The sequence below is a fragment of the Kosakonia oryzae genome (assembly GCF_001658025.2).
Taxonomy (GTDB): domain Bacteria; phylum Pseudomonadota; class Gammaproteobacteria; order Enterobacterales; family Enterobacteriaceae; genus Kosakonia; species Kosakonia oryzae.
Map to the genome: position 1 here is coordinate 3,927,895 of NZ_CP014007.2, position 25,192 is coordinate 3,953,086.

At 55.0% G+C, this 25,192-nt stretch carries 25 protein-coding genes; 17 read left to right on the forward strand and 8 right to left on the reverse strand.

The window, feature by feature from the left end; all coding sequences use genetic code 11:
* Positions 1–8: 8 nt before the first annotated feature.
* The gene (locus AWR26_RS18680) at positions 9–1,346 is read right to left on the reverse strand and encodes an aspartate aminotransferase family protein (protein WP_064568023.1); all 1,338 of its coding nucleotides are present in this window, start codon (positions 1,344–1,346) and stop codon (positions 9–11) included.
* A 182-nt stretch (positions 1,347–1,528) separates the two neighbouring features.
* On the opposite strand from AWR26_RS18680, the gene AWR26_RS18685 reads away from it, so the two are divergent.
* From AWR26_RS18685 to AWR26_RS18740, 12 genes are all read left to right on the forward strand, one after another.
* The gene (locus AWR26_RS18685) at positions 1,529–2,296 is read left to right on the forward strand and encodes an SDR family NAD(P)-dependent oxidoreductase (RefSeq protein WP_064568025.1); all 768 of its coding nucleotides are present in this window, start codon (positions 1,529–1,531) and stop codon (positions 2,294–2,296) included.
* A gap of 510 nt (positions 2,297–2,806) precedes the next feature.
* On the forward strand, positions 2,807–3,646 hold the full coding sequence (locus AWR26_RS18690) for an ABC transporter ATP-binding protein (RefSeq protein WP_035886055.1): 840 nt from the start codon (positions 2,807–2,809) through the stop codon (positions 3,644–3,646).
* The gene (locus tag AWR26_RS18695) at positions 3,636–4,517 is read left to right on the forward strand and encodes an ABC transporter permease (RefSeq protein ID WP_064568027.1); all 882 of its coding nucleotides are present in this window, start codon (positions 3,636–3,638) and stop codon (positions 4,515–4,517) included. The genes AWR26_RS18690 and AWR26_RS18695 overlap by 11 nt, the downstream gene beginning before the upstream one ends.
* Positions 4,514–5,593: an ABC transporter permease gene (locus AWR26_RS18700; RefSeq protein WP_227121510.1), complete on the forward strand. Its 1,080-nt coding sequence runs from the start codon at positions 4,514–4,516 to the stop codon at positions 5,591–5,593. The genes AWR26_RS18695 and AWR26_RS18700 overlap by 4 nt, the downstream gene beginning before the upstream one ends.
* A gap of 45 nt (positions 5,594–5,638) precedes the next feature.
* Entirely contained in the window at positions 5,639–6,652 is a 1,014-nt protein-coding gene (locus AWR26_RS18705; protein WP_043954408.1) for an ABC transporter substrate-binding protein, read from the forward strand.
* 41 nt (positions 6,653–6,693) lie between these two features.
* Complete coding sequence (locus tag AWR26_RS18710) at positions 6,694–7,341, forward strand: TetR family transcriptional regulator C-terminal domain-containing protein (protein ID WP_064568031.1); 648 nt, start codon at positions 6,694–6,696, stop codon at positions 7,339–7,341.
* A 203-nt stretch (positions 7,342–7,544) separates the two neighbouring features.
* Positions 7,545–8,939 carry an NAD(P)-dependent oxidoreductase gene (locus AWR26_RS18715; RefSeq protein ID WP_244256206.1) on the forward strand — a complete coding sequence of 465 codons (1,395 nt, stop codon included), beginning with the start codon at positions 7,545–7,547 and terminating at the stop codon, positions 8,937–8,939.
* Entirely contained in the window at positions 8,932–10,236 is a 1,305-nt protein-coding gene (preA, locus tag AWR26_RS18720) for an NAD-dependent dihydropyrimidine dehydrogenase subunit PreA (protein ID WP_064568035.1), read from the forward strand. Before AWR26_RS18715 ends, preA begins: the two co-directional genes overlap by 8 nt.
* Before the next feature lie 25 nt (positions 10,237–10,261).
* Positions 10,262–11,710 (forward strand): dihydropyrimidinase, encoded by a 1,449-nt coding sequence (gene hydA, locus AWR26_RS18725; protein ID WP_064568037.1) that lies wholly within the window; start codon positions 10,262–10,264, stop codon positions 11,708–11,710.
* Between the two features lie 15 nt (positions 11,711–11,725).
* Positions 11,726–13,012 carry a Zn-dependent hydrolase gene (locus AWR26_RS18730; protein ID WP_064568039.1) on the forward strand — a complete coding sequence of 429 codons (1,287 nt, stop codon included), beginning with the start codon at positions 11,726–11,728 and terminating at the stop codon, positions 13,010–13,012.
* Positions 13,013–13,294: 282 nt separating this feature from the next.
* The gene (locus AWR26_RS18735) at positions 13,295–14,530 is read left to right on the forward strand and encodes an EAL and HDOD domain-containing protein (protein WP_064568041.1); all 1,236 of its coding nucleotides are present in this window, start codon (positions 13,295–13,297) and stop codon (positions 14,528–14,530) included.
* Positions 14,531–14,668: 138 nt separating this feature from the next.
* The gene (locus AWR26_RS18740; RefSeq protein ID WP_064568043.1) at positions 14,669–15,076 is read left to right on the forward strand and encodes a winged helix-turn-helix domain-containing protein; all 408 of its coding nucleotides are present in this window, start codon (positions 14,669–14,671) and stop codon (positions 15,074–15,076) included.
* Here AWR26_RS18740 and AWR26_RS18745 read toward each other — a convergent pair.
* Positions 15,045–15,941: a LysR family transcriptional regulator gene (locus tag AWR26_RS18745; RefSeq protein WP_064568045.1), complete on the reverse strand. Its 897-nt coding sequence runs from the start codon at positions 15,939–15,941 to the stop codon at positions 15,045–15,047. The genes AWR26_RS18740 and AWR26_RS18745 overlap by 32 nt on opposite strands.
* Positions 15,942–16,260: 319 nt before the next feature.
* Positions 16,261–17,157 carry a LysR family transcriptional regulator gene (locus AWR26_RS18750; protein WP_064568047.1) on the reverse strand — a complete coding sequence of 299 codons (897 nt, stop codon included), beginning with the start codon at positions 17,155–17,157 and terminating at the stop codon, positions 16,261–16,263.
* A gap of 272 nt (positions 17,158–17,429) precedes the next feature.
* Here AWR26_RS18750 and AWR26_RS18755 point away from each other — a divergent pair, with 272 nt between their 5' ends.
* The 5 genes from AWR26_RS18755 to AWR26_RS18775 all read left to right on the forward strand — a co-directional run bounded on the left by AWR26_RS18755 (position 17,430) and on the right by AWR26_RS18775 (position 20,606).
* On the forward strand, positions 17,430–17,684 hold the full coding sequence (locus tag AWR26_RS18755; RefSeq protein WP_064568049.1) for a YdgH/BhsA/McbA family protein: 255 nt from the start codon (positions 17,430–17,432) through the stop codon (positions 17,682–17,684).
* Between the two features lie 106 nt (positions 17,685–17,790).
* Positions 17,791–18,147 carry a helix-turn-helix domain-containing protein gene (locus AWR26_RS18760; RefSeq protein WP_043954418.1) on the forward strand — a complete coding sequence of 119 codons (357 nt, stop codon included), beginning with the start codon at positions 17,791–17,793 and terminating at the stop codon, positions 18,145–18,147.
* 295 nt (positions 18,148–18,442) lie between these two features.
* Positions 18,443–18,613 carry a hypothetical protein gene (locus AWR26_RS18765; protein ID WP_156525217.1) on the forward strand — a complete coding sequence of 57 codons (171 nt, stop codon included), beginning with the start codon at positions 18,443–18,445 and terminating at the stop codon, positions 18,611–18,613.
* Between the two features lie 401 nt (positions 18,614–19,014).
* The gene (gene ompC / locus AWR26_RS18770; protein ID WP_064568051.1) at positions 19,015–20,142 is read left to right on the forward strand and encodes a porin OmpC; all 1,128 of its coding nucleotides are present in this window, start codon (positions 19,015–19,017) and stop codon (positions 20,140–20,142) included.
* A gap of 209 nt (positions 20,143–20,351) precedes the next feature.
* Positions 20,352–20,606, forward strand: a complete 255-nt coding sequence (locus tag AWR26_RS18775; protein WP_064568053.1) for a YdgH/BhsA/McbA family protein — start codon at positions 20,352–20,354, stop codon at positions 20,604–20,606.
* An 85-nt stretch (positions 20,607–20,691) separates the two neighbouring features.
* On the opposite strand, the gene arsC is transcribed toward AWR26_RS18775, so the two are convergent.
* From arsC to AWR26_RS18800, 5 genes are all read right to left on the reverse strand, one after another.
* Positions 20,692–21,117, reverse strand: a complete 426-nt coding sequence (gene arsC / locus AWR26_RS18780) for a glutaredoxin-dependent arsenate reductase (protein WP_064568054.1) — start codon at positions 21,115–21,117, stop codon at positions 20,692–20,694.
* Positions 21,118–21,129: 12 nt separating this feature from the next.
* Positions 21,130–22,419 (reverse strand): arsenic transporter, encoded by a 1,290-nt coding sequence (locus AWR26_RS18785; RefSeq protein ID WP_064568055.1) that lies wholly within the window; start codon positions 22,417–22,419, stop codon positions 21,130–21,132.
* A 43-nt stretch (positions 22,420–22,462) separates the two neighbouring features.
* Positions 22,463–22,783, reverse strand: a complete 321-nt coding sequence (locus AWR26_RS18790) for a metalloregulator ArsR/SmtB family transcription factor (protein WP_064568057.1) — start codon at positions 22,781–22,783, stop codon at positions 22,463–22,465.
* A 178-nt stretch (positions 22,784–22,961) separates the two neighbouring features.
* Positions 22,962–24,368, reverse strand: coding sequence for a heavy metal sensor histidine kinase (locus AWR26_RS18795; RefSeq protein WP_064569061.1), 1,407 nt, complete (start codon positions 24,366–24,368; stop codon positions 22,962–22,964).
* Positions 24,369–24,379: 11 nt separating this feature from the next.
* The gene (locus AWR26_RS18800; protein WP_007373715.1) at positions 24,380–25,072 is read right to left on the reverse strand and encodes a heavy metal response regulator transcription factor; all 693 of its coding nucleotides are present in this window, start codon (positions 25,070–25,072) and stop codon (positions 24,380–24,382) included.
* Positions 25,073–25,192: the final 120 nt, after the last annotated feature.

Below are 25,192 nucleotides of genomic sequence, written 5' to 3' on the forward strand. Positions count from 1 at the left end.
CAGAAGGATTATTTCGCGAAGTGGCTAAATTGCGCCAGAACATGGTCAAAAATGGCCAGCCCTTTATTCACTTCTTCCGCGCTCATGGTGCAAGGCGGCACCACGTGAATGCGGTTTTCGACGATAAAACTCAAAATACCGGCCTGCGTGAGCGCCGCTTTGATGGCACCCATCTCTGCTGCCGCCAGCGGGGTTTTGCTCTGCCGATCGCTAACCAGTTCCATCGCCTGGAACATGCCGCGCCCGCGCACGTTGCCAATCAGCTTATGTTTCGCCGCCAGCGCATCAAGCCCCGGACGCAGCACGCCGTTACCCACCAGCGCCGCATTCTCCACCACTTTCTCTTCTTTCATCGCATCCAGCGTGGCGACAATCGCGGCCATTGCCAGCGGATGACCAGAGTAAGTCAGACCGCCCGCGAAGAAGTGGTCGTCAAAGTAGCGCGAAATCGGTTCTGAAATCAGTACGCCACCTGCGGGCGCATAACCGGCGTTAACGCCTTTTGCGAAGGTGATCAGATCCGGCACGATGCCATCCTGCTCAAAAGCGAACCAGCTACCGGTGCGGCCAAAACCGGCCATCACTTCATCCAGGATCAGCACAATGCCAAACTCATCGGCCAGCGCGCGCACGCCCTTCATATAACCTTCCGGCGGCACCAGAATACCCGCCGTTCCCGGTACGGATTCGAGCAGGATCGCGGCGATAGATGCCGGCCCTTCGACCTCAATCATGCGGCGCAGGTGCGCCAGCGCACGTGTGCACTCTTCGGCTTCCGTCGTCGCGTTGAATTCGCTGCGATAGAGGTACGGGTTAAAGAAGTGCACATGCCCGCGTGAATATTCGTTCGGTACGCGCCGCCAGTCACCGGTGGCGGCAATCGCGCTACCGGTATTGCCGTGATAGGAACGGTAGGCGGAGAAAATCTTGTCGCGCCCGGTGTAAAGACGCGCCATACGGATGGCGTTTTCGTTGGCATCCGCCCCGGCGTTGGTAAAGAAGACCTTACTGAAACCTTCCGGCGCCAGCGAGACAATGCGTTTGGCCGCTTCGCCGCGTGCCAGGTTGGCCGTCGCCGGTGCAATCGTCACCAGTTCGTCAAGCTGTGCTTTCATCGCCGCCAGCACGCGCGGATGCTGATAACCAATATTGACGTTCACCAGTTGGCTGCTGAAATCGAGGTACGTATTGCCTTCGTAGTCCCATAACTCACAGCCTTTCGCCCCGGCAATCACCATCGGGTTAAGGTTGCCCTGCATCGACCATGAATGAAACACATACGACCGGTCCAGTTGACGTACGTCGTCGTTGGTTATCGCCATCTCGCTCTGAAGTGCCAGTTTCATATCCTGCTCCTCTCATGCCGTTATTGTTGTCCGTATCATGCGGCGCGCGGGCAAACCGCAGATAGAGCCAGTCGTGTTAGCAACATGTGACACAGGTGTCACACCGCGACAGCGCAACTGGCACTGTCTGGCGCGGGCGGGCGTTTTTATAGTGACGTCACAAACCCGCACAGGAGAAGACGATGAGTGAAGCAAAGAAAGTGGTGTTTATTACCGGCGCAACCTCCGGTTTTGGCGAAGCGGCAGCGCAGGTGTTTGCCGATGCGGGCTGGTCGCTGGTGCTGAGCGGGCGTCGTCTGGCACGTCTCGAAAGCCTTAAAGACCGCCTTCAGGGAAAAGTGCCGGTGCATATTATTGAGCTGGATGTCCGCGATAAAGATGCAGTGAAAAGCGCCGTGGCGGCGCTGCCGGCTGAGTTCGCCGATATTACCGCGCTTATCAACAATGCCGGGCTGGCGCTGTCGCCGCAACCTGCGCAGCGCGTGGATCTTGAAGACTGGCAGACCATGATCGACACCAACGTGACCGGGCTGGTCAACGTGACCCACGCCCTGCTGCCTACGCTGATTCAACACGGCGCAGGCGCGTCTATCATCAATATCGGTTCGATTGCCGGGCAGTGGCCCTACCCTGGCAGCCATGTTTATGGCGCGACCAAAGCATTTGTGAAGCAGTTCAGCTATAACCTGCGCTGCGATTTACTCGGTACCGGGGTGCGTGTGACCGATTTAGCGCCGGGGATTGCGGAAACGGAATTTACGCTGGTACGCACCAAAGGCGACCAGGCCGCATCGGATAATCTCTATCGCGGCACCACGCCGCTGACCGCGCAGGATATTGCCGAACAGATGTTCTACATCGCGACGCTGCCGGATCATATGAATATTAACCGCGTGGAAGTGATGCCGGTACGCCAGGCCTGGCAGCCGTTTGCCATCGACCGCGACTGAGTTACCGCCCTCTTCCTGCGGGAAGAGGGTCTGGCTGACGTACAAAATAAAACGCCCCGGCTGATGCCAGGGCCTGGTGTTTTAAGTGTATCTAAGTACTGCAAGGTTTTACCCCGCCCGGCGCTTATCTCCGGCACTCACATTAGATGTGGCGTTAGCTCTGTAAGGGGTGTAGAGATAATAGTCAATCGGATTAATCCTGGCAATACGTAAAGCGCGTGGCGCGAAAGATGTATGACGTCGATCATTCTTTTCGCGCCACTGGCACGCAGAAATACGACAACTGTCACTAACCACGCGCGCTGCGCCTGTTTATGCTGCCTTTTCCCACCCCGATCCTCCTCACTGCCCCATCACAAAGCAAACGCGCCGACATCTGCACTAAATTGATGAGTAAAATTCATTATCGTGCAGCTAAATGCGGTAAAAATGCGGAAATTAACCCCTGGCACAAAAATGGCATGGTGAAAAAGAAACCTAACCAGTTAGTCAAAAAACAGGGGGAGCAGGATGAGCCAGGTGATGTTTGCTGAGGAGAGCGCCGTGGTGTCCTTAAAGACCGCCAGCGCCACAGCGCGGCCCGCCATAACCGTTAGTCAGGCCAGCGTTATCTATCCGGCGGCGGATAAACCCGTACACGCGTTACAGGACATTAATCTGACGATTCGCCAGGGCGAGTTTGTCTCGTTTATCGGGCCATCCGGCTGCGGCAAAACCACCCTGCTGCGGGTCATTGCCGATCTTGAGCCGATTACCTCCGGCGATGTGCTGGTGAACGATATGTCGCCGTCGGAAGCGCGCCAAGCCGGAGCTTACGGCTATGTCTTTCAGGCTCCGGTGCTGCTGCCGTGGCGCACCGTGATAGCCAACGTCAAATTGCCGTTACAGATCCAGGGCGTACCGCCAGAGCGCTGCGACGAAATCGCCCGTGAGCAGCTTTCACGCGTTGGCCTGAAGGGGTTTGAGAAAAAGTACCCGTGGCAGCTCTCGGGCGGCATGCAGCAGCGTGTGTCTATCGCGCGGGCGCTCGGCTTTGAGCCGAAGATTTTAATGATGGATGAACCCTTTGGCGCGCTCGACGAACTGACCCGCGACAACCTCAACCAGCAGCTTCAGCAACTGTGGTACAACGAGCAGCGCACGATGGTGTTTGTCACCCACTCCATTGCCGAAGCGGTTTATCTGTCGACCAAAATCGTGGTGATGTCGCCGCGTCCGGGGCGCATCGTGAAGGTGATCGACTCCCCGCTTCCGGCACAGCGCGATTTGGCGATCCGCAATACGCCCGCGTTCCTTGCGCTGGCGCAGGAGGTGCGCGAAGCGCTGGTGGAGGGGCATCATGATCGCTGAGCGGCGTCTTATTACGAACGCGCTGCCGGTGAGCATGGTGCTGCTGGTTGCGCTGGTGCTCTGGTATCTGCTGGCGCTGGCGCTGAATGCGCCCGGCGTGATTGACCGCGTACTGGCACCGCGCGGCGCGTGGAATTATCACGATGTGATGCAGGCAGCGCTGAATGCCAGCCGTCCGCTGTTGCCCGCACCGCACCAGATTGCCATCGATATCTGGAACAGTATCACCCAGTGGCCACTTACCTCGCCGCGCAACCTGTTGTTGCATACCTGGGTCACCGCCAGCGCAGCGCTGACGGGTTTTGCCATGGGTGTGGTGCTCGGCGTGGTGCTGGCGGTGTGCATTGTTCACTCGCGCACCCTGGATAAAGCGCTACTACCGTGGATCGTCGCCTCACAAACCATTCCGGTGCTGGCAATAGCGCCCATTGTGCTGATCATTCTGGGCAGCGTCGGCATCACCGGCATGCTGCCAAAAGCCACTATCGCCATGTATCTCTGCTTCTTCCCGGTCACCATCGCCACCGTGCAGGGACTGCGCTCGCCGCAAAAAATGGAGATGGAACTGATGCACACCTGGGCTGCCCGGCGGGTCGATATCTTCTGGACAGTGCGCCTGCCCTCTTCGCTGCCGTATCTGTTTCCGGCGTTTCGCGTGGCGATTGCCAGCGGGCTGGTCGGTACGATGGTGGCCGAGTTGCCCACCGGGGCGCAGGCCGGGCTGGGCGCGCGGCTGCTGACCGGCTCCTACTATGGCAACACCATTCAGATCTGGTCGGCGCTGGTAATGGCCTCGCTGCTTGGGCTGGCGTTAACCGGGCTGGTCACGCTCACGGAACGGCTGGTGATGCGCCAGCGTAAGGGGGGATGATGAAACGCACTGCGATACCCGGCACGTTTTTGCTGGTCGGCGCGCTGTTGTTGTTGATGCTGTCGCTGATCCAGTTAAGCGGGCAAACGCCGTTATCGGCTCCGCTGTTGCTGGTCAATATCCTGCTGGTGCTGTGCGCGCTGGCAGGGTGCACCGCCACCTTTAGCCGTCTGCGCGGCGCTCTGTTCGCCGTCACTTTGCTGGCGAGCGTACTGTGGCTGGCGTGGCAGCCGATTCACGGTCTGACGCTGGGCGCGGTGGCACTGCTGGCGATGGTCAGCGTGCAACGTCTGGCGCGCTCAACGCTTCCGGCCGCCAGCGTCGCGGCGCTGCTCGGCCTGTGGCTGCTGTGGTTCTGGCAGATTCTGGTCACCGGTTTTGCCGTTCCGCAGGTCATTCTGCCCGCGCCGCTGGATATTCTTGCCGCGCTGGTCAACAGCGTGCCGCTGCTGGCGGGCGATGTGCTGCAAACGGTGATCAAATCCGTGCTGGCAGGTTATCTACTCGGCAGCGGGCTGGGGATTGGCGTGGCGATTCTTATCGACCGCCTGCCGTTTTTACAACGCGGGTTACTGCCAGTGGCCAGCCTCACCAGCACCGTTCCGCTGGTCGGCGTCGCACCGATTGCAGTGATGTGGTTTGGCTTTGACTGGCCTTCCAAAGCCGCCGTGGTCACGCTGGTGACCTTCTTCCCGGCGCTGGTCAGTACGCTGGCCGGGTTAAAAGCCAGCGGCAAACTGGAGCAGGAACTGATGTATTGCTACGCCGCCACGCCGGGACAAAGCCTGCGGGTGCTGCGTCTGCCTGCCGCGATGCCGTTTATTTTTAGCGCCCTGAAAGTGAATGCCACGCTGTCGCTTATCACCGCGATTGTGGCGGAATTTTTCGGTTCGCCGACCGCCGGGCTGGGCTTTCGCATCTCCACCGAATCGGCGCGCATGCATATGCCGGTGGTGTGGTCGGCGATTGTTGTCGCCTCGATCGCCGGTTCTCTGTTCTACAGCCTGCTGGTTCAGCTCGACCGGCGCGTGAATTTCTGGCACCCCACGCTACGTGGGAGCGCCGCTCAGAAGTAAAACAATTAGCACCTATTCAGGTTCACTAACCCGAGGAGTTCTCTAATGATAAAAAGTTTCGCTTTGCGCCGGGGTTTGTTTCTGGCGGCAATGTCTGTACTGGCCTTTCAGGCGGCCGCCGCCGAGAAAGTCACACTGCAACTGAAGTGGCTGCCGCAATCACAGTTCGCCGGTTATTACGTGGCGCAGCAAAAAGGGTTTTATCAGGATGAAGGGCTGGATGTCACCATTAAACCCGGCGGCACGGATATCTCCCCGGTGCAGGTGATTGCCGGTAAATCCGCCGATGTCATTGTTGACTGGTTGCCGGATGCACTGGCCTCGCGCGAAGCGGGCGTGCCGCTGGTGAATATCGCCCAGGTGTACGATCGTTCCGGGATGATGTTGACCTGTAAAAAATCGAGCGGCATCAAAACCCCGGCCGATTTCAAAGGCAAAACCCTGGGCGTCTGGTACGGCGGCAACGAATACCCGTTCTTTAACTGGATGAACAAACTGGGCCTCAAGCCGGGTAAAGACATCACCATTTTAAAACAGGGCTTTAACGTTGATCCGCTGTTACAGGATCAGGCCGCCTGTATTTCGACCATGAACTACAACGAATACTGGCAGTTGATCGACGCCGGGCTGAAGCAGGACGACTTAATCACCTTCCCGTATGAGGATCAGGGCGTTTCCACGCTGGAAGATGGGCTGTATGTCCTCGGCTCCGATCTGAAAGATCCGGCATTTGTCAGCAAAATGGCGAAATTCCTCAAAGCGTCGTTTAAAGGCTGGGATTACGCGGTGAAACACCCGGATGAAGCGGCGAAAATCGTGGTGGCAGAAGATGCCTCCGGCGCCGCCACGGAAGAGGTGCAGACTCGCCAGATGGAGAACGTGGCGAAGCTTATCACCAACGCCAATACGCCGAAAATCGGCTATCTCGATCCGGCCGCGTACCGTCGCACTATCGACGTGTTGCTGCACAGCGGCGGCGATACGCCGGTTATCAAGAAAGATCCGGGCGACAGCGGTATGACGCACGAAGTCTGGGACGCCGCCGCCAAACTGAAATAACCCCCGCCGCCAGGGAGGGCGGTTTTCTCACGGAGCACACTATGAATGAGGTTCTTCTCCACGGCGTGGTGGAGTCACCCGATAAGGGACGCATTCGTCAGGATAACGAAGCCATTATCCTGCCAGCGGCGGAGCGCGTATTTGCCCGCTACGGCTTTCGCGGCGCGACGATGCAACAGATTGCCGACGCCGCAGCTCTGCCGAAAGCCAATCTGCACTACTACTTCGGCAACAAACACAATCTCTACCTGCGGGTGCTGGAAAACATTCTCCACGACTGGTTGTCGCCGCTGGAGGGGATCTGCGCCAGCGCCGAGCCGAAAAGCGCACTGGCGGAGTATGTCGGGCGCAAAATCCACTTCAGCTTCAGCCGCCCGGAAGCCTCCAAACTCTTTGCCAACGAGATCCTGCAAGGTGCGCAGGTTGTGCATCCGTTACTGAAAAGCGAACTGCGCCAACTGGTAGAAGAGAAAGCGCACATCCTCGATGGCTGGATTGCCGCCGGTAAAATGCGCGCGCTGGATACCACCCACTTCTTCTTTACCGTCTGGTCGATGACGCAAACCTATGCCGATTTCGATATCCAGGTGGAAGCCGTCTGCGGCGAAGATGCCCACAGCGACACGATGCAGGCGCGTGCCACGCAGCATGTGCTGAGCGCCGTCTGGCGCATCTGCGGGCTGGAATAACCTTCTTGCTGCTAAATGCAGCAATAATCGGCAAATTTGGTGCGAAATGCACCAAAATGCGACGATCATTTTAGTGCAATCGATCCTGAAGATCCCTGAACCGCTGATTTCTCCTGCCCTGCCGCCATGCGCGTCAAAATGGCACATAAATCGCATGGCTATTCCGGAAAACTTAACCATCTGGTCAGGATTATTCAGGAGGCATGATGAACACACTCGATACGCCGGGGATCTGCCCCGGTCGGCTGACGCCCGCGGAGTATGCCCGTGCGTTCAGCGATTGCGATCCCGCGCTCTCTTCCACTCAGGCGGTGCTGGAAGCGGAACGCTGCTACTACTGCTTTGATGCCCCCTGCACCCGCGCCTGCCCGGCGGAGATCGATGTACCGAGCTTTATTCAGCGCATCGCGCAAAGTAACGATCGCGGCGCGGCGGAAGTGATCCTGCGGGCCAATATTCTTGGCGGCACCTGCTCACGCGTCTGCCCGACTGAAACCCTCTGCGAGCAGGCCTGCGTGCGTAATGCACAGGATGGCCGTCCGCTGGATATCGCCCGTTTGCAGCGCTACGCCACCGATCGCTTTTTCGCCGCTCCCGGCAAACCGCTGTTTACCCGCGCTGCCAGCAGCGGTAAACGCGTGGCGATTGTCGGCGCCGGGCCTGCCGGGTTGACCGTAGCGCATGCGCTGGCGCTCGCCGGGCATGCGATTGATCTGTTTGATGCCCGCGCGAAAGCGGGTGGCCTGAACGAATACGGCCTGGCCCGTTACAAAGTGACCGGAGATTTTCCGGCGCAGGAGGTGGCGTGGCTGCTGTCGGTAGGCGGTATCACCCTGCATTGCGGCAAAACGCTGGGCCAGCACTTCACGCTGGCGCAACTGCGTGCAGAGTATGACGCGGTATTCCTTGGCACCGGTTTAGCGGGCGTGAATGCGCTCGACAGTGATACACCAGAGCCGCACGGCGTGCGCGAAGCCGTCGAGTTTATTGCCGAACTGCGCCAGTGCGCCGATCTCAGCCAGATGCCAGTGGGCCGCAATGTCGTAGTGATTGGTGGCGGAATGACCGCAGTGGATGCCGCCGTGCAGGCGAAAAAACTGGGCGCGCGCGAAGTCACCCTGGTTTATCGCCGTGGCGAAAGCCAGATGAAAGCCTCCCTGAAAGAGCAGCAGTGGGCAAAAGCGTGCGGTGTCACATTGCGCTTTCTCGCCGCGCCGCTGCGCTTTGAGCAGCAGGATAACCGCTTAACCGGCGTCACCTTTTCCCTGATGCAACAGACCGACGCAGGGCTGACGCCTGGCGGTGAAACCTTCACGCTGGCGGCGGATATGGTGCTGAAAGCGATTGGGCAAACCTACGATCCACGCCCGGCGCAGGGCGTGGCGTTAAGCGGCGGGCGCATCGCCGTTGACGAGGAAGGACGCACCTCACTGCCCGGCGTCTGGGCCGGTGGCGACTGCTGCGCAGGCGGGCTGGATCTCACCGTCGATGCGGTTAAACAGGGCAAAGCTGCCGCCCGCGCCATCCTGCTGGCACTCGCCATTTCGCAGGCCGATGCCGCCAATGCCACCTTTTACCAGGAGTCTTCTCATGGCTGATCTGCACAGTAATTTTCTCGGCATTCACAGCCCCAACCCGTTCTGGCTGGCTTCAGCGCCGCCGACCGATAAAGAGTACAACGTCGAACGCGCTTTTCAGGCTGGCTGGGGCGGCGTGGTGTGGAAAACGCTGGGGCTTGATCCGCACGTCGTTAATGTCTGCGGGCCGCGCTACAGCACGCTGCGCGGCGCGGACCGCCGTATTCTCGGGCTGAACAATATTGAGCTGATCACCGACCGCTCGCTGGAGACCAACCTGGAAGAGATCGCGCGGATTAAGCAACGCTGGCCGGATCGGGCGGTGGTGGTGTCGATCATGGTGCCCTGTGAGGAAGAGGCATGGAAATGGATCCTGCCGCAGGTGGAAGCGACCGGCGCGGACGGCATTGAGCTGAACTTCGGTTGCCCGCACGGCATGAGCGAGCGCGGCATGGGCGCGGCGGTCGGCCAGGTGCCGGAGTATATCGAAATGGTCACCCGCTGGTGCAAGCAGTATTGCCGCCTGCCGGTGATCGTCAAACTGACGCCGAACATCACCGATATTCGCTACCCGGCGCGGGCGGCAAAAGCGGGCGGCGCGGATGCGGTTTCGCTGATCAATACCATCAACTCGGTGATGGGCGTTGATCTCGACCAGATGCTGATGACGCCGCACACCGGCAATCAGGGTTCCCACGGCGGCTACTGCGGCCCGGCGGTGAAACCCATTGCGCTGAATATGGTGGCAGAAATTAGCCGCGACGCGCCAACGCGCGGGTTGCCGATCTCCGGCATTGGCGGGATCTCCACCTGGCGCGATGCCGCCGAATTTATCGCGCTGGGTTGTGGCACCGTCCAGGTCTGTACGGCAGTAATGGTCCACGGTTTCCAGATTGTGCGCGACATGATAAGCGGCCTGGAAAACTACATGGATGAGAAAGGGTTTCGCACGCTGGAGGATTTTCGCGGCATGGCGCTGGGCAGCGTTACCGACTGGCGCTACCTCAACCTCAATCACGTCGAAAAAGCCGTCATCGACCAGACAAGCTGCATCAAGTGCGGGCGCTGCCACCTGGTGTGCGAAGACACCTCGCACCAGGCGATCTCCACCAGCCTGATGGGCGAGCGCCATTTCGCTGTGCGCGAGGAAGATTGCGTTGGCTGCAACCTCTGCGCCTCGGTTTGCCCGGTAGAAAACTGTATTTCGCTGCGCCACCTGCAACCCGGCGAAGTCGATAAACGCACCGGAATCGTGGTTTCCGACCAGTACGCCAACTGGACAACCCACCCCAATAACCCGATGGCGACCACGGCGTAAACCGGGTCAGGCACAGGAGAAGAGCATGCGTAATGTGTTGATTAAAGGCGGCACGGTGGTCAATGCGGACTGCCAGCGCCGCGCCGATGTGTTGTGCGTTGATGGCCTGATCGCCGCCGTTGGCGACGCCTCACAGTGGGATCTTCCGGCACACACACAAGTCATTGATGCCGGGGGCCTGTATGTGATGCCCGGCGGCATCGATCCGCATACCCATATGAATTTTCCGTTTATGGGTACGACGACGGTCGATGATTTCTACAGCGGCACTGCCGCCGCGCTGGCGGGCGGCACCACGACGATTATCGATTTTGTTATCCCTAATCCGCAGCAACCGCTGATGGAGGCGTATCAGCAGTGGCGCGGTTGGGCAGAAAAAGCCGCCGCCGACTACAGCTTCCACGTCGCCATTACCTGGTGGGATGAGAGCGTGCGTGAGGATATGGGGCAGCTTGTACAGCAGGAAGGGGTGAACAGTTTTAAACACTTTATGGCCTACAAAAACGCCATTATGTGCGACGACGAAACGCTGATGAACAGTTTTCGCCGCTGCCTGGAGTTAGGCGCTATGCCGACGGTACATGCGGAAAATGGCGAGATGGTGTATCTGCTGCAACAGGAGATGCTGAAACAAGGGATCAGCGGCCCGGAGGCGCATCCCCTCTCGCGCCCGCCGGAAGTGGAAGGTGAAGCCGCCAACCGCGCGATTACCGTCGCCAGCATTATGGGCGTGCCGATTTATGTAGTGCATGTCTCCTGTCGGGAATCGGCAGAAGCGATTGCCCGCGCGCGGGGGCGCGGTCAGCGCGTTTACGGCGAAGTGCTGGCGGGCCATCTGGTGGTGGATGACAGCGTTTACCGTCACCCCGATTTCGCCTTCGCCGCCGCCCATGTGATGAGCCCGCCGTTTCGCGATAAATCGCACCAGGCTGCGCTGTGGCACGGTTTGCAGTCCGGTCAGCTTCATACCACCGCCACCGATCACTGCACCTTCTGCGCCAGCCAGAAAGCCGCCGGACTGGATAATTTCACCAAGATCCCGAACGGCTGCGGCGGCGTGGAGGAACGTATGATGGTGCTATGGGATGCAGGCGTTAACAGTGGTCGTCTGACGCCGAGTGAGTTTGTCGCTATCACTTCAGCCAATACCGCGCGGCTCTTTAACATCTATCCGCGCAAAGGTGTGGTCACCCCCGGCGCGGATGCCGATCTGGTGCTGTGGGATCCGCAGGGCAGCAAGGTGCTGTCTGCTGCAACCCATCATTCACGCAACGACTTCAATATTTTCGAGGGCCGCGTCGTCACCGGCGTCCCGGCTTATACCCTCAGCCAGGGCGTGGTGGTCTGGGCTGACGGGGAACTGCGCGCACGTGAAGGCGCAGGACGCTATATCAAACGCCCGGCCTTCGGACCGGATTTCAGCGCCGCCGCGGTCTGGGAACGCCATCGTGCGCCGCAGGCCGTGCAACGTTAACCTGGGAGAAAAAAGATGAGTGAAACGATCTCCGCGCCGGACACCGTGGTTGCGACGGGTGACCTGCGCATTAATGGCCAGCGCCTGTGGCAGTCGCTGATGGATCTGGCGCAAATTGGCGCAACGCCGAAAGGCGGTTGCTGTCGCCTGACGCTCACCGACCTTGATCGCCAGGGGCGCGATTTGGTGGTCGGCTGGGGCAAAGCGGCCGGGCTGTCGGTGGAAATAGACCAAATCGGCAATGTCTTTATGCGTCGCGCCGGGCGGAATAACAGCCTGCCGCCCATCGTCGCCGGAAGCCATATCGATACCCAGCCGACCGGCGGCAAATTCGACGGTAACTTTGGCGTGTTATCCGCGCTGGAAGTGATCCGCACGCTCAACGACAACGGCATTGAAACACAAGCCCCCATCGAGATGGTGTTCTGGACGAACGAAGAGGGTTCGCGCTTTGTTCCGGTGATGATGGGTTCTGGCGTCTTTGCCGGGATTTTTCCGCTGGAGCTGGCCTATGCGGCGACCGATACCGCAGGCAAAACGGTACGCGATGAGCTGTTCAACATTGGCTATGCGGGCGAGCATACGCCAGGCCAGCATCCAATTGGCGCCTATTTTGAAGCGCATATCGAACAGGGGCCGATTCTGGAAGAGCAGGATGTCGCCATCGGCGTGGTGCAGGCGGTACTGGGGATCCGCTGGTACGACTGCACGGTTACGGGGATGGAGTCGCACGCTGGCCCAACGCCAATGGCGATGCGCAAAGATGCGCTGCAAGTGGCAACCGGCCTGATGCAGGAGGTGATCGCCATCGCCAACCAGTTTGCCCCGCATGGACGCGGAACGGTGGGCATGGTGCAGGTGCATCCTAACAGCCGTAACGTGGTGCCGGGCAGCGTCACCTTCTCCATCGATTTTCGCAATATGACCGATGCCGAGGTCGATAAGATGGACGCGGCGCTGAAAGCCGTTATCCAGCAAACAGCGCAGAAAAGCGGGCTGGATATCGCTCTGCGCCAGGTGTCGCAGTACCCGGCTGCGCCCTTCCATGCCGATTGCAAGGAGGCTGTACGCCGGGCGGCGCAGCAATTAGGTTATTCTCATATGGATATTGTTTCCGGCGCCGGACATGACGCCGTATATATGAGCATGCTGGCACCGACTGGAATGATCTTTATTCCCTGCAAGGACGGCATCAGCCATAACGAAATTGAGTATTCGTCGCCAGAACAGGTGAGCGCCGGTGCCAATGTGTTATTGCATGCGATGCTGGAAAAAGCCGGTGTCGTGGCGCGCAATACCTGATATCAGCAAGGGAAATAGCCCGATTGTCTGCCATCGGGTTATTTTCTTGCCTCAGTTGCCGATAAATATCGCAATACTGTATGATTCTGCCATTCTGAATTTGACTTAAATTCCTCAGAAGTTTACAAAAGATACTGCCTTCCCCAGCTCCGACTTGCGTCTTTTCCGTTTTCGTCCAGGCTTCCATTTTACCCTGCGGAAAAATGGCGGGGGTTGACCAGGTCAAACTCGCGCATTACCGACTTTTAAAAGATTTGCAGGCATCTGTAAGTGGAGTTTCGCATGTTCTCTTTTGTCGCCCGCCAGGCGATTTTTGATGCAAATATGAACACAGTCGGTTACGAGTTGTTGTTCAGAGACAGTATGACGAACCGGTTTCCCGACGTCACGCCGGAGTACGCAACTGCTCAAATTATTGTGGAACAATTTCTCGGCGCGCCGCTGGGCCGTCTGAAAGAGTACAGCGCTATTTTCGTCAATTTCCCCTATGAATTGCTGGTACAGGGCATGGCGGAAACGTTGCCGAAAGATAGAGTAATTGTGGAAATTCTCGAAACGGCCAAACCGACGCCGCTGCTGCTGCACACGGTAAAACAGCTCTCTGCACACGGCTTTCGCATTGCACTGGACGACTTCGAACTTGGCGATGGCTGGAATGACTTTCTCCCCTATATCAACATCATTAAATTCGATGTGCGGATAAACACGCCAGAAGAGATAAGCGGCTATATCAAAGATAAAGGCGCCTTACTGAAAGATACGGTGTTTCTGGCGGAAAAAGTCGAAACGCAGGAAGAGTATGAGTGCTTTAAAAATATAGGCTGCACGCTGTTTCAGGGCCATTTTTTCAGCAAGCCGGTGATCCACTCCGCCAACAAGCTGATTCAGAATCAGGCTATCACCCTGAAACTGATGAAAGAGGTGAATACCGATTCGCCGAATTTCAATAAGATCGAGGCGTTGTTGAAGCAGGATCTGGCGCTGTCGTTCAAAATCATGCGTTATGCGCAAAATATTGTCTTTAACGCCCGCGGTATTAAACATATCCGCAGCCAGTCGTTAAAAGATATTATTTTTTATCTTGGCACCAATGAGTTGCGCCGCTTCGTGCTGGTCTCCTGCCTGACATCGGTCAATAAAGACGAGACCGATGATATTTATCGCCAGAGCCTGATACGCGCCAAGTTTTGCGAGCTGGCGTCGGCGCACTCGATCAGCCGCCACTCCGCAGACGATGCCTTTATCGTCGGCCTTTTTTCACAGCTCGACAGCATTTTCGAAATGCCGATGGCGGATCTGATAACCCAGATCGATATCTCCGCCAACGTCATGCTGGCGCTGCGGGAAAAGAAAGGCACGTTGTACCCTTACCTGCGCCTGATCGAACTCTACGAACAGCACCAGTGGGAAGAGGTCAGCGCCCTTGGTCACCGTCTGGGTTTCAACCGCAGCATGATTGCGGAGCTGATTAAGGCGGCAACCAAATGGACCAACGATATTCCTTCTGACAGCCTCTGAGGCCAGGGCAGCCCAGAGGCGAAAGTTTTTTTACGCCACAATTTAAGTTTTTCCTTCCGGTGGTCGCCTTTCCAGAGAAGACGGAAAAGAAGCACTCTGCGCTTTTCATCCTCTTCCCTGTATATCTGGATTGAAACGATGGAAAAACTCACTGTTTATGGCTATCGCCTGGGTAAAAATAGCGAAATAGAATTTTTACCGTTTAAAAAAAGCCTTATCCGCTATGGATCTGCGGGAGGCAATGTCAATTTACGGCTAACAATGGCTAACTTGCTGACCTACCTGTTAAGTCATGCGGTTGGCACCGTAGTGGCGGATAAAGCATTGCAGATCCATGTGTGGGAAAACCACGGCCTGCGCTGCTCCAGCCAGCGTTTGTGGCAGGTAATGAATAACCTGAAGCGCAAGCTGGAGCAATTTGATTTACCAGAAGATTTTATACTGCGGGTGGCGGGAAAAGGTTACATGATCCCTGATGAGATGGTGCTCAAACTTTATTGTCGGGAAGGTTTTTTCAAAGCGGATGGCGACGCACCGCTTCAATAAATAAATGGAAGGCATTACTGTGCTGTTGCCGGTTCGGGTAATAGAGAAAATAACCGGGAATAACCGGGCACCACGCCTCTAACACCTGTACCAATTCGCCGGATGCCAGCGCATCGTTAACCAGATCCTCAGGCACATAAGCCAGACCTAGCCCGGCGCTTGCCGCTTCCACGCACTGCCTCACGGTATTGACAATAAATCGCCCTTTCACTTTAACTTTTACTTCCTGCCCGGCCCTGGCAAATTCCCAGCAATAGATACCTCCGCTCGTCGAGAGACGAAAATTAATACACTCATGCTGATATAAATCATCCGGGGTCACAGGTACGGAATGCTGTGAAAAATAGTCGGCAGAACCGACGACCTTCATACGAAAATCAGGGCTGATGCGTACCGCAACCATATCTTTTTCAATGAATTCTCCCAGCCTGACGCCAGCATCAAAACGTTCAGCGACAATATTATTAAAACCATTGTCGATAAACAGTTCGACATTAATTTTGGGCCAGGCCGCCAGAAATTCTTTTACCTTTGGCCATAAATAAGCGTCCGCAGCATGTTCGCTGGTGGCAATGCGAATATTTCCCACCGGCGCACTGTTATTACTCGCTAAGTCATTGAGCTTTTCATCAATTTCCCCCAGACGCGGAATAAGGATATCCAGCAACTGTTCGCCAGCCTCCGTTGGCGCGACATTACGCGTGGTGCGGATTAGCAACTTCACCCCCAGACGCTCTTCCAGCGTTTTCACCGAATGACTTAACGTCGATTGGGTAACGCCGAGCCTTGCCGCCGCTTTCGTAAAACTGCACTCACGAGCCACTTCAATAAAGGATAACAGGTTGACAATATTCTCTCGTAGCATTGATTTTATGCGCTATTCCCAACGTTAATTTTTATGTCCAGAAATCCTTTTCAGGCAACTCCCGGCGTCAGCATACGCTGATATTTCGACAAGGGATTTAACACTTCAAGCTATTATTCTTACCAATTGAAATATGGCATGCACAGCTAACCGTGATGTCATTGCGCTGTCAGCTTATTGTTAGATTTCATTTTTTTACATCAGCTATTTCGCCGCCGCTTTTATCTATGAATATCGCTCATAAATATTCCGCGTAAACGCATTAATAAACCGCTTATATTTTTTCTCGTCATCAACGGTGCTGCGTCATCGGGCTTATTCAATGCGCAGAGTAACGCAGCGTGTCAATTAAACGCGCGAAGGCGGCGGTATGCTGTTTGCGGCTCGGATAGTAGAGAAAGTAGCCGGGAAAAGGTTCGCACCATTCATCGAGCACGGTCTCAAGCGTTCCCTGCGCTACTGCATCGGCAACGCAATCTTCCGGTACGAACGCCAGCCCCATTCCGCTGGTTGCCGCATTAATACGCGACGCCAGATTATTGAAGGTTAATTGCCCTTCGACCCGCACGCGGATCTCCTGTCCATCTTTAGAAAATTCCCATGCATATAATCCGCCAAGCGTTGGCAAGCGCATATTAATACAGTTGTGGCTCTGTAAATCATGGGGCTTTTGCGGTTTACCGTAACGCGCAAAATAAGCCGGAGAACCCACCACAACCATGCGCCAGTCGGGGCCAATACGCACCGCAACCATATCTTTGGCAACCTGCTCGCCAAGGCGGATACCGGCATCATAACGTTCAGTGACAATATCGGTCAGGGTATTATCAATGGTTAATTCAACGTGAACATCGGGGTAGGTTTCGAGAAAAGGTTGCAGCACAGGCCACACGGTGGAATGCAAAGCGTGTTCGCTCAATGTGATACGAATATTCCCCGCCATACGATCGCGCATATCGGTCAGCGCAATCAGTTCTTCCTCAATCTCTTTAAAACGTGGGCCAATACTATTAATTAATGATTCACCCGCTTCGGTTGGCGCAACGCTGCGGGTAGTACGCGTTAATAAGCGAATTTGCAGTCTCTCTTCCAGCCCGCGAATAGCATGGCTGAGCGCCGATTGCGATACACCCAATTTTGCTGCCGCGCGGGTAAAACTCCGTTCGCGCGCTACCACAATTAAATAGAACAGATCGTTAAAATTATCTTTTAGCATTTCTGCCCCTTTGTCAGATTATGTCATTGCGGGTTATGCTACACTCTGCCTGCCATTAAATATATGTTCATAATTCACGAATCGTGCGGCAAAATGGCTCCAATTGCGAAGCAGGTCACTTGTTTTCATGTTATAGAGGCCTTCTGAAAATACCTTTAATGAATTTACTTCATAACCCCAAGTAATAATCACATCTTAATCAGCGCTTACCCAGACGGTAATATCACGATCGTTATGGTAGTAATATTCCCCACAAAACTGACGAGGTTTTTATGCAACGAATTACTTTTATCCTGGCCACTTTGTTTATTTTAAGCACAACACAACCGGCCTTTTCCGCTGTACAAATTAACGACAGCACCGGCAAACAAAGAATTGGCGTGGTCTCCGTCAGCAATGCGCTGACGCTGGATGAACTGGTGAATCAGCTTGCCGAAAAAGCCGATCGGCAAGGTGCGAGCGCTTTTCGGGTATTAGCGACGACCGGCAATAATAAACTGCACGGTGATGCCGAAATTTATAAATAACGGCACGACAATCCCCCTCCTCGCTCATTCACCGAAGACGTCTGGCATTTTAATCAACCGGGATTGTGATTGACAAAAAATCAAGGTTACTAAAAAGGATGCTTCAGTGCTCAAACTCGAACATATCATCGATGAATTACTCATCTGGATTGACAGCAACATTCATAAGCCACTGAAAATAGAAGATGTGGCACAGCGTTCCGGCTATTCCAAGTGGCATCTGCAACGCGTTTTCTATCAGGTGAAAAATACCAACCTGGCGAATTATATTCGCGACAGAAAACTGGAAATGGCGGCGCGCGATTTAATCCAGAGTGACGAAAGCATACTCTCCATTTCGTGGAAATATGGCTTCGACTCGCAACAGTCGTTTACCCGTAGTTTTGCAAAAAAATACTGTTTACCGCCCTCCCGCTTTCGGCGTTTAAACGGTAAGACAGAAACCGCCCACGCGCCAATTTGATTCTGCCTGCCCTTTGTTTTTGAAAACGCCTGGATATCGAACGTTTTCATCAGCCGCCCCATTTTTGCCCGGGCGCTGGCGATTATTGTGATGCTTGCAGGCCCCACGCTGTCGGTTCGTAGTCAGCGATGTGCGCCTGGTTTGATCCCAATAACCCCCCCGGCGCAAGGGGCACTATTCTGCTGAAAGTGAACCGAGACGGCGCACAAGTGCGGTTGCATGATGTTAAGCGTATCGAACGCGGTGACGAAAACCGGCCGTTGATAATGAAACGTCAACGCCGGGAATTTAACCGGTGAGCGGCGCGAAGGCGATGGATACGGTTTCCCCGGCACGCGAAATCACGGAGGACGATGAGCCATTTCAAGCCAAAGGCCGGAATTTCCGGCCTTTTTTATTTGCTGCTATTTTAATTCCTTCAACTATATTAATTATATTTAACCATGCAGCAGCGGCGGATATTTAAAAATCAAATATCCGCTATTAGCAGCCAGACGAAACAGCCACCTGATTAACCCTGCAAATTTAAAAGCACATATTGCCAATAAAACTCCCGGGGAATACCCCGGGGATATTAAAAAATAAGCAATAGACAACTAAAAAATGCAATGAGGTTAATAAAACGCTGTTAACTTACCCCACTCGTGGCGCAAAAATATTATCGATATGTGCGATAAAAAATAGTTCAACCGGATCAAGGTAAATATTTATCAATCTGTGCTAAAAACAATTTACATATTTACAGAAACGGATCCCCGATGATAAACAGTGGGGTACAACCTGAATTAACCATGAACCATTTTCATAAATGGCGGCGGATTCTTGTTGCTATTAAAAAACAGTGGCAATTTCTAAGGGTTTATTTATATGAAAATTTCTCAACTGAGTCTTTTAGTCTCTGCTGCGGTGCTGTGCTCTTCTGTACAGGCTGCAGAAATCTATAATAAAGACGGTAATAAGTTAGACTTATATGGTTTGATTTCAGCAGAACATTATTTTTCTGATAATAGCGGCTGGAATGGCGACCAGACTTATATGCGTCTTGGCTTCCGTGGTGAAACACAAATCAACGACCAGCTCACGGGTTACGGCCAGTGGCAGATGCATATCGATGCCAATAAATCCGAAGGCGATACCAATACACCGCGTACTCGTTATGGTTTTGCTGGTTTAAAATTCGCCAATTATGGCTCACTGGATTACGGTCGTAATAAAGGCGTTTTGTATGACTCACTGGGTTATACCGATATGCAGCCTGAGTTCGATGGTATGACCTACGGTTCCGATCAGTTTATGTTCAGCCGTGGTAACGGCATGCTGACTTACCGTAACACTGATTTCTTCGGCCTGGTTGATGGTCTGAATTTCTCACTGCAATATCAGGGTAAAAATGACGGTGCGGGTGAATCGGGTGCCGGTCGTAATGTGCTGCGCCAGAATGGCGACGGCTACGGTATGTCGCTGGAATATAACATTGGCGCAGGCGTAAGCGTTGTTGGTGCGATGAGTTCTGCCGATCGTACTAATGCGCAGAATGATACAGCCAATATTTATGGCAGCGGTAAACGCGCTGAAGCCTATTCCGGCGCAATCAAATATGACGCCAATAGTATTTATCTGGCAGCCATGTTTACTCAGGCTTATAACGCTTCACGCTTTGGTAGCTCATCCAGCGATACGCAGACCTTCGGTTATGCTAACGAATCGCAGATTTTTGAAGCCTATGCCAGCTATCAGTTCGACTTTGGCTTACAGCCGTTCGTTGCGTATAACGCGCTGAAAGGCAAAAAAATCGGCAGCAATACCAGTGGTGTTAGCTACGGTGATGAAGATATCGAAAAATATGTTGACCTGGGTGCAACTTACTATTTCAACAAAAACTTCAATATGTTCGTCGATTATAAAATTAACCTGATCGATGACGATAAATTCACCGAAGCGGCTGGCATCAATACCGATGACGTTGTCGCTGTAGGCATGGTTTATCAGTTCTGATTCTGTACCGAGGCGGCGCTCGCCGCCTCTTCTTTTCCCCGCTGATTTTGTATTCTTCCCTGTGCGTAACCTCTTTTTATTAAAAGAATTGTTGAGTTTTGTTATCTGACAAGTTCGTAATTTTCAGGTCAGAAACTTGTCAGCCTCGCCGCGTAAAATAGCCGCTGTAAGGACGATTTTTTACTTCTGTAAAATATGAGGTGGTTAAGATGAAAAAGGTTACAGCAGCGCTTTTCGCAACGACTCTGGTTATTTTCTCTACGGCAACCTGGGCAGCAACGGAAGTGACCTCTGGGGCAGGAATGCAGCCGATGGGCAGCGTCTCCGTTTCCGGTGCCGATACCTTAAGCGACCTGCAACACCAGCTGAAGCAGAAAGCAACACAAGACGGTGCCAGCAGCTTTAAAATCATTTCTGCCGGTGGCGATGATAAATATTACGGCGTTGCGACACTGTATAAATAAGCCGCAGGCCGGATATCCGGCAGCCGGTGAATGAAAAAGGGGGGCCAGCCGTGCCCCCCTTCTCTTTTCGCAACCCGAAAAGCCGTTACTCGATTCGCTTGCCTGCGGCATCCACAACCTGCTCACCATCTTCTTTGGTGAAGGCCCCTTTTTGCTGACCGGGCAGAATATCCAGCACCACTTCCGAAGGGCGACACAGCCGCGTCCCCAATGGCGTCACCACGATCGGGCGATTAATCAGGATCGGATACTGCAGCATAAAATCGATCAACTGCGGATCGGTGAATGTCTCCTCCGCCAGCCCCAGTTGTTCGTAAGGCGCGACGTTTTTACGTAGCAGCGCCCGCACCGAAATGCCCATATCCGCAATCAGTTTCTTTAGTTCATCACGCGATGGCGGCGTTTCAAGGTAGAGAATAACGGTCGGCTCTTCGCCGCTGTTACGGATCATCGCCAGCGTATTGCGTGACGTGCCGCACTCCGGATTGTGATAAATAGTGATGTTGCTCATAGCAGTGTCCCGTTACGGATGAATAGAGAGGCGCAGCGTCAGCGCCACCAGCGTGACAAACAGTACCGGCAGCGTCATGACCATACCGGTACGGAAATAGTAGCCCCAGCTTATGCGTATATTTTTTTGTGCCAGCACATGCAGCCACAGCAGCGTCGCCAGGCTACCAATCGGCGTGATTTTTGGCCCAAGATCGCAGCCAATCACGTTGGCATAAACCATCGCTTCTTTCATTACGCCGGTTGCCGAACTGCCATCAATGGCCAGCGCGCCCACCAGCACCGTCGGCATATTATTCATCACCGAAGAGAGGAACGCGGTGATGAACCCCGTTCCCAGCGTGGTCGCCCATAATCCTTTATCGGCCAGCATATTCAGGATGTCGGTGAGATACGCAGTTAATCCGGCGTTGCGCAAGCCATAGACGACGAGGTACATCCCCAACGAAAAAATCACAATTTGCCACGGCGCGCCGCGCAGCACTTTACCGGTATTGATGGCGTGACCTTTTTTCGCCACCAACAATAGAATCAGCGCGCCAGCCGCCGCAATGGCACTGACCGGAATACCCAGCGGCTCCAGCACAAAAAAACCGACCAGAAGCAGCAGCAGAACAACCCAACCGGTGCGAAATGTTGCACGATCCTTAATCGCCAGCGCCGGCTCCCGCAGTTTTTCCCGGTCATACACCGGCGGGATATCCCGGCGAAAGAAGAGATGCAGCATGATTAGCGTCGCGATAATCGCTGCGATGTCCACCGGCACCATCACCGAAGCGTATTCACTGAACCCGAGCCGGAAGAAATCAGCCGAGACGATATTGACCAGATTCGAGACAATCAGCGGCAGACTTGCCGTATCCGCAATGAACCCGGCCGCCACCACAAAGGCCAGCGTGGCGCGTTTGCTGAAACCCAGCGCCAGCAGCATGGCAATCACAATCGGCGTCAGGATCAGCGCCGCGCCATCATTGGCGAATAAGGCGGCCACCGCAGCACCAAGCAAGACAATATACGTGAACAGGAGCCGACCGCGTCCGTTTCCCCAGCGGGCAACATGTAACGCCGCCCATGCGAAAAAGCCGGATTCATCCAGCAACAGGCTGATAATAATGACGGCAATAAAGGTGGCCGTCGCATTCCACACGATATTCCATACCACCGGGATATCACTAAGGTGAATCACCCCGCAGACCATTGCCAGCCCGGCGCCAATCACCGCGCTCCAGCCAATACTCAACCCCTTCGGCTGCCAGATAACCAGCACCAGAGTGAGCAAAAAAATTGCCCCTGCCAGTAACATCGCTTACTCCATCACATATGAATTTATAAATGTGTTTAAGACATCAACACATGCCGGACGCTGCGGCTTTTAGCCTTTCGCGCGTCTCTTCTCGCAGACAGTTCCAGCTGGTATCGATGACGCCAGCGGCCCAGGCCGGAATATGCGGAGAGAGACGATAATGAACCCATTTCCCCTCTCGCCGGTCGATAACCAGGTTGTATTCGCGCAGGATAGCCATATGGCGGGAAATTTTGGGCTGCGATTCTCCCGTCGCCGCACAGAGATCGCAGACGCAAAGCTCTCCGGCTTCGCGAAGCAGCATCACAATTGACAGGCGGGTTTCATCGGCGAGCGTTTTGAAAAGCTGAACCGGATGTAGCATGCTGAGTCTCGATGGCGTTCATTTATATATATGCTAAAACATATATATTATGATTTAAAGCGCTACCTTGAAGTAAAGAGTCTGGCGCAGAAGAACGAAGCGTTTCGCTGCTGAGAAACCTGCGTCGCGCAGAATACGGCGGCATCTTCCCCGCCGCTTCAGCATCAGGTAGTTGCCCTTAGCGCTTTTCCGCCTCGCCACTGGCTGCCTCGCGCTTTAGCGCCAGGGTAAAACCGAAGGTATTGATCCCATTTACGCTGGTGGCAAACACATCGCCCTGATGCATATTCGCCACCGCGCGGACAATCGACAGCCCCAGCCCGTGGTGCGTATCGCTGCGGGTGCGGGAGGCATCCACACGATAGAAACGTTCAAACAGCCGCGCAAGATGGCTTTGCGCGATCTCCTCGCCGTTATTCGACACCGCGACATGCGCCTGTTCACCGACGTTTTGCAGCCGCACAATGATTGTGCTGTCCTGCGGCGCATGGCGGGCGCTGTTTTCCAGCAAATTCGCCAGCGAACGGTGGAACAGACGGCGGTCAATGGATGCCGTTACATCCCCCTCGACCTGCACCTGGAGATTCTTCTCGGCAAACGATGGCTCGACATACTCAAACGTTTTGTAAGCCTCTTCGCGCAGAGAAACCGTGGTGAGCTGGGTGGCGTGTTCGCCCGCCTGGGCATGGGATAAAAACAGCATATCGTTGACGATGGAGGTCATGCGCTCCAGCTCTTCGAGGTTGGACTCCAGCAGATCCTGTAACTCTTCTATGGAGCGTTGACGCGACAAGCCAAGCTGCGTCTGGCCAATCAGGTTGGTCAGCGGAGTACGCAGTTCGTGCGCCACATCGGCATTAAAGCTCTCCAGTTGGCGCCAGGCGATCTCCTGGCGCTCCAGCGCGCCGTTAAACGAGACCGCCAGCGTTTGTAGCTCGTCCGGCAAAGTGTGCGCCTGCAGACGCTGGCCGTGATTACCCGGCGCAAGCTGGTGCGCCTGTTCGCTCAAGGTATTCACCGGACGCATACCGAAACGGGCAATCAGATAGCCCAGCAGCGCAATCAGGAAGACACCGATACAGCTAACCAGCACCAGCGCGCAGGTAAATTCATACAGCGTGCCCATATAAGGTGTGGAATCGATCGCCACCACATAGCGCAACGCTGGGCGTTCGCCGCTCGCCGGGATTTCGCGGGAGTAGAGGAACAGCAGACAGGAGGCTTCCGTTTCGCCTGGCGCGGTGCTGAACCCGTTTTTCAACGAAGCCCACTCCACGCCTTTCGGCGGCGGGCCGCCCATATCAAAGCGGGGATCATCGGCCACCAGCCAGTACTTCACGCGCCCGCCTTCATAGGAGGAGAGCGTGTTAAATTTAGTGGTCAGGGTTTTCCAGCCGTCGATGGACTGACGGTTTTCCACCCACGGTGCCATCAGCGATTCGCGGAATAATAATTCGTTATGCATCTGGCTTTGCAGCGACTCATACAACGAGCTTCTGAGTACAACGCCAAAGGTGACGACGACAAACACATACGCCACGGCGAACATCAGCGCCATGCGTCCGGCAATCGAGTGTTTACACAAAGAGAGCGCGTTCAACTGGCTTTACTCTCCTGGCGGGTTTCCAGCACATACCCCATACCGCGCACCGTATGCAGCAGCTTAACGGGATAGGGATTATCGACTTTGGCGCGCAGGCGTTTAATCGCCACTTCGACCACATTGGCATCGCTGTCAAAGTTCATGTCCCAGACCTGTTCGGCGATCATCATTTTCGACAAGATTTCGCCCTGATGACGCGCCAGCAGGCTCAGCAGCGCGTACTCTTTGGCCGTCAGTTCCAGACGATCGCCGCCGCGCGTTACGCGCCGCGCCAGCAGATCGAGATGCAGATCGTGGATATGCAACTGGGTGATGTCCGCGCCGTCGCCAGGTCTGCGGCGCAGCAGAGCCTGAATGCGCGCTACCAGCTCGATCAGCGAAAAGGGTTTTGGCAGATAATCATCCGCGCCGTGGCGCAGCCCTTTTACCCGCTCCTCAACCGAGCCGCGCGCCGAGAGCATCAGCACAGGCGTCTGTTTACAGGCGCGCAGGCGCTCCAGAATCTGGTAACCGTCCATGCCGGGCAACATGATATCCAGCACAATCGCATCGTACTCGTACTCCAGCGCCAGGTGCAGCCCTTCGACGCCATTATCCACGACATCGAGAGTGAAACCCTGTTCGCTCAGCGCGCGATTAATATATGACGAGGTCTTTTCCTCGTCTTCGATGAGTAACAGCTTCAAAGGGGCGACTCCTTCAACGTTCCGGCACCTGCCGCAAACATATTCATAGCCGCAATGTTACCGCTGTTGGGCTGACATTTAGCTGACATTTTTTCACCGTTTTAGCGACAAAATGCAACC

Coding starts and splice junctions, on each gene's coding strand:
- AWR26_RS18680 (WP_064568023.1), bottom strand. CDS start 1,346: ATGAAACTGGCACTTCAGAGCGAGATGGCGATAACCAACGACGACGTA.
- AWR26_RS18685 (WP_064568025.1), top strand. CDS start 1,529: ATGAGTGAAGCAAAGAAAGTGGTGTTTATTACCGGCGCAACCTCCGGT.
- AWR26_RS18690 (WP_035886055.1), top strand. CDS start 2,807: ATGAGCCAGGTGATGTTTGCTGAGGAGAGCGCCGTGGTGTCCTTAAAG.
- AWR26_RS18695 (WP_064568027.1), top strand. CDS start 3,636: ATGATCGCTGAGCGGCGTCTTATTACGAACGCGCTGCCGGTGAGCATG.
- AWR26_RS18700 (WP_227121510.1), top strand. CDS start 4,514: ATGATGAAACGCACTGCGATACCCGGCACGTTTTTGCTGGTCGGCGCG.
- AWR26_RS18705 (WP_043954408.1), top strand. CDS start 5,639: ATGATAAAAAGTTTCGCTTTGCGCCGGGGTTTGTTTCTGGCGGCAATG.
- AWR26_RS18710 (WP_064568031.1), top strand. CDS start 6,694: ATGAATGAGGTTCTTCTCCACGGCGTGGTGGAGTCACCCGATAAGGGA.
- AWR26_RS18715 (WP_244256206.1), top strand. CDS start 7,545: ATGATGAACACACTCGATACGCCGGGGATCTGCCCCGGTCGGCTGACG.
- preA (WP_064568035.1), top strand. CDS start 8,932: ATGGCTGATCTGCACAGTAATTTTCTCGGCATTCACAGCCCCAACCCG.
- hydA (WP_064568037.1), top strand. CDS start 10,262: ATGCGTAATGTGTTGATTAAAGGCGGCACGGTGGTCAATGCGGACTGC.
- AWR26_RS18730 (WP_064568039.1), top strand. CDS start 11,726: ATGAGTGAAACGATCTCCGCGCCGGACACCGTGGTTGCGACGGGTGAC.
- AWR26_RS18735 (WP_064568041.1), top strand. CDS start 13,295: ATGTTCTCTTTTGTCGCCCGCCAGGCGATTTTTGATGCAAATATGAAC.
- AWR26_RS18740 (WP_064568043.1), top strand. CDS start 14,669: ATGGAAAAACTCACTGTTTATGGCTATCGCCTGGGTAAAAATAGCGAA.
- AWR26_RS18745 (WP_064568045.1), bottom strand. CDS start 15,941: ATGCTACGAGAGAATATTGTCAACCTGTTATCCTTTATTGAAGTGGCT.
- AWR26_RS18750 (WP_064568047.1), bottom strand. CDS start 17,157: ATGCTAAAAGATAATTTTAACGATCTGTTCTATTTAATTGTGGTAGCG.
- AWR26_RS18755 (WP_064568049.1), top strand. CDS start 17,430: ATGCAACGAATTACTTTTATCCTGGCCACTTTGTTTATTTTAAGCACA.
- ompC (WP_064568051.1), top strand. CDS start 19,015: ATGAAAATTTCTCAACTGAGTCTTTTAGTCTCTGCTGCGGTGCTGTGC.
- AWR26_RS18775 (WP_064568053.1), top strand. CDS start 20,352: ATGAAAAAGGTTACAGCAGCGCTTTTCGCAACGACTCTGGTTATTTTC.
- arsC (WP_064568054.1), bottom strand. CDS start 21,117: ATGAGCAACATCACTATTTATCACAATCCGGAGTGCGGCACGTCACGC.
- AWR26_RS18785 (WP_064568055.1), bottom strand. CDS start 22,419: ATGTTACTGGCAGGGGCAATTTTTTTGCTCACTCTGGTGCTGGTTATC.
- AWR26_RS18790 (WP_064568057.1), bottom strand. CDS start 22,783: ATGCTACATCCGGTTCAGCTTTTCAAAACGCTCGCCGATGAAACCCGC.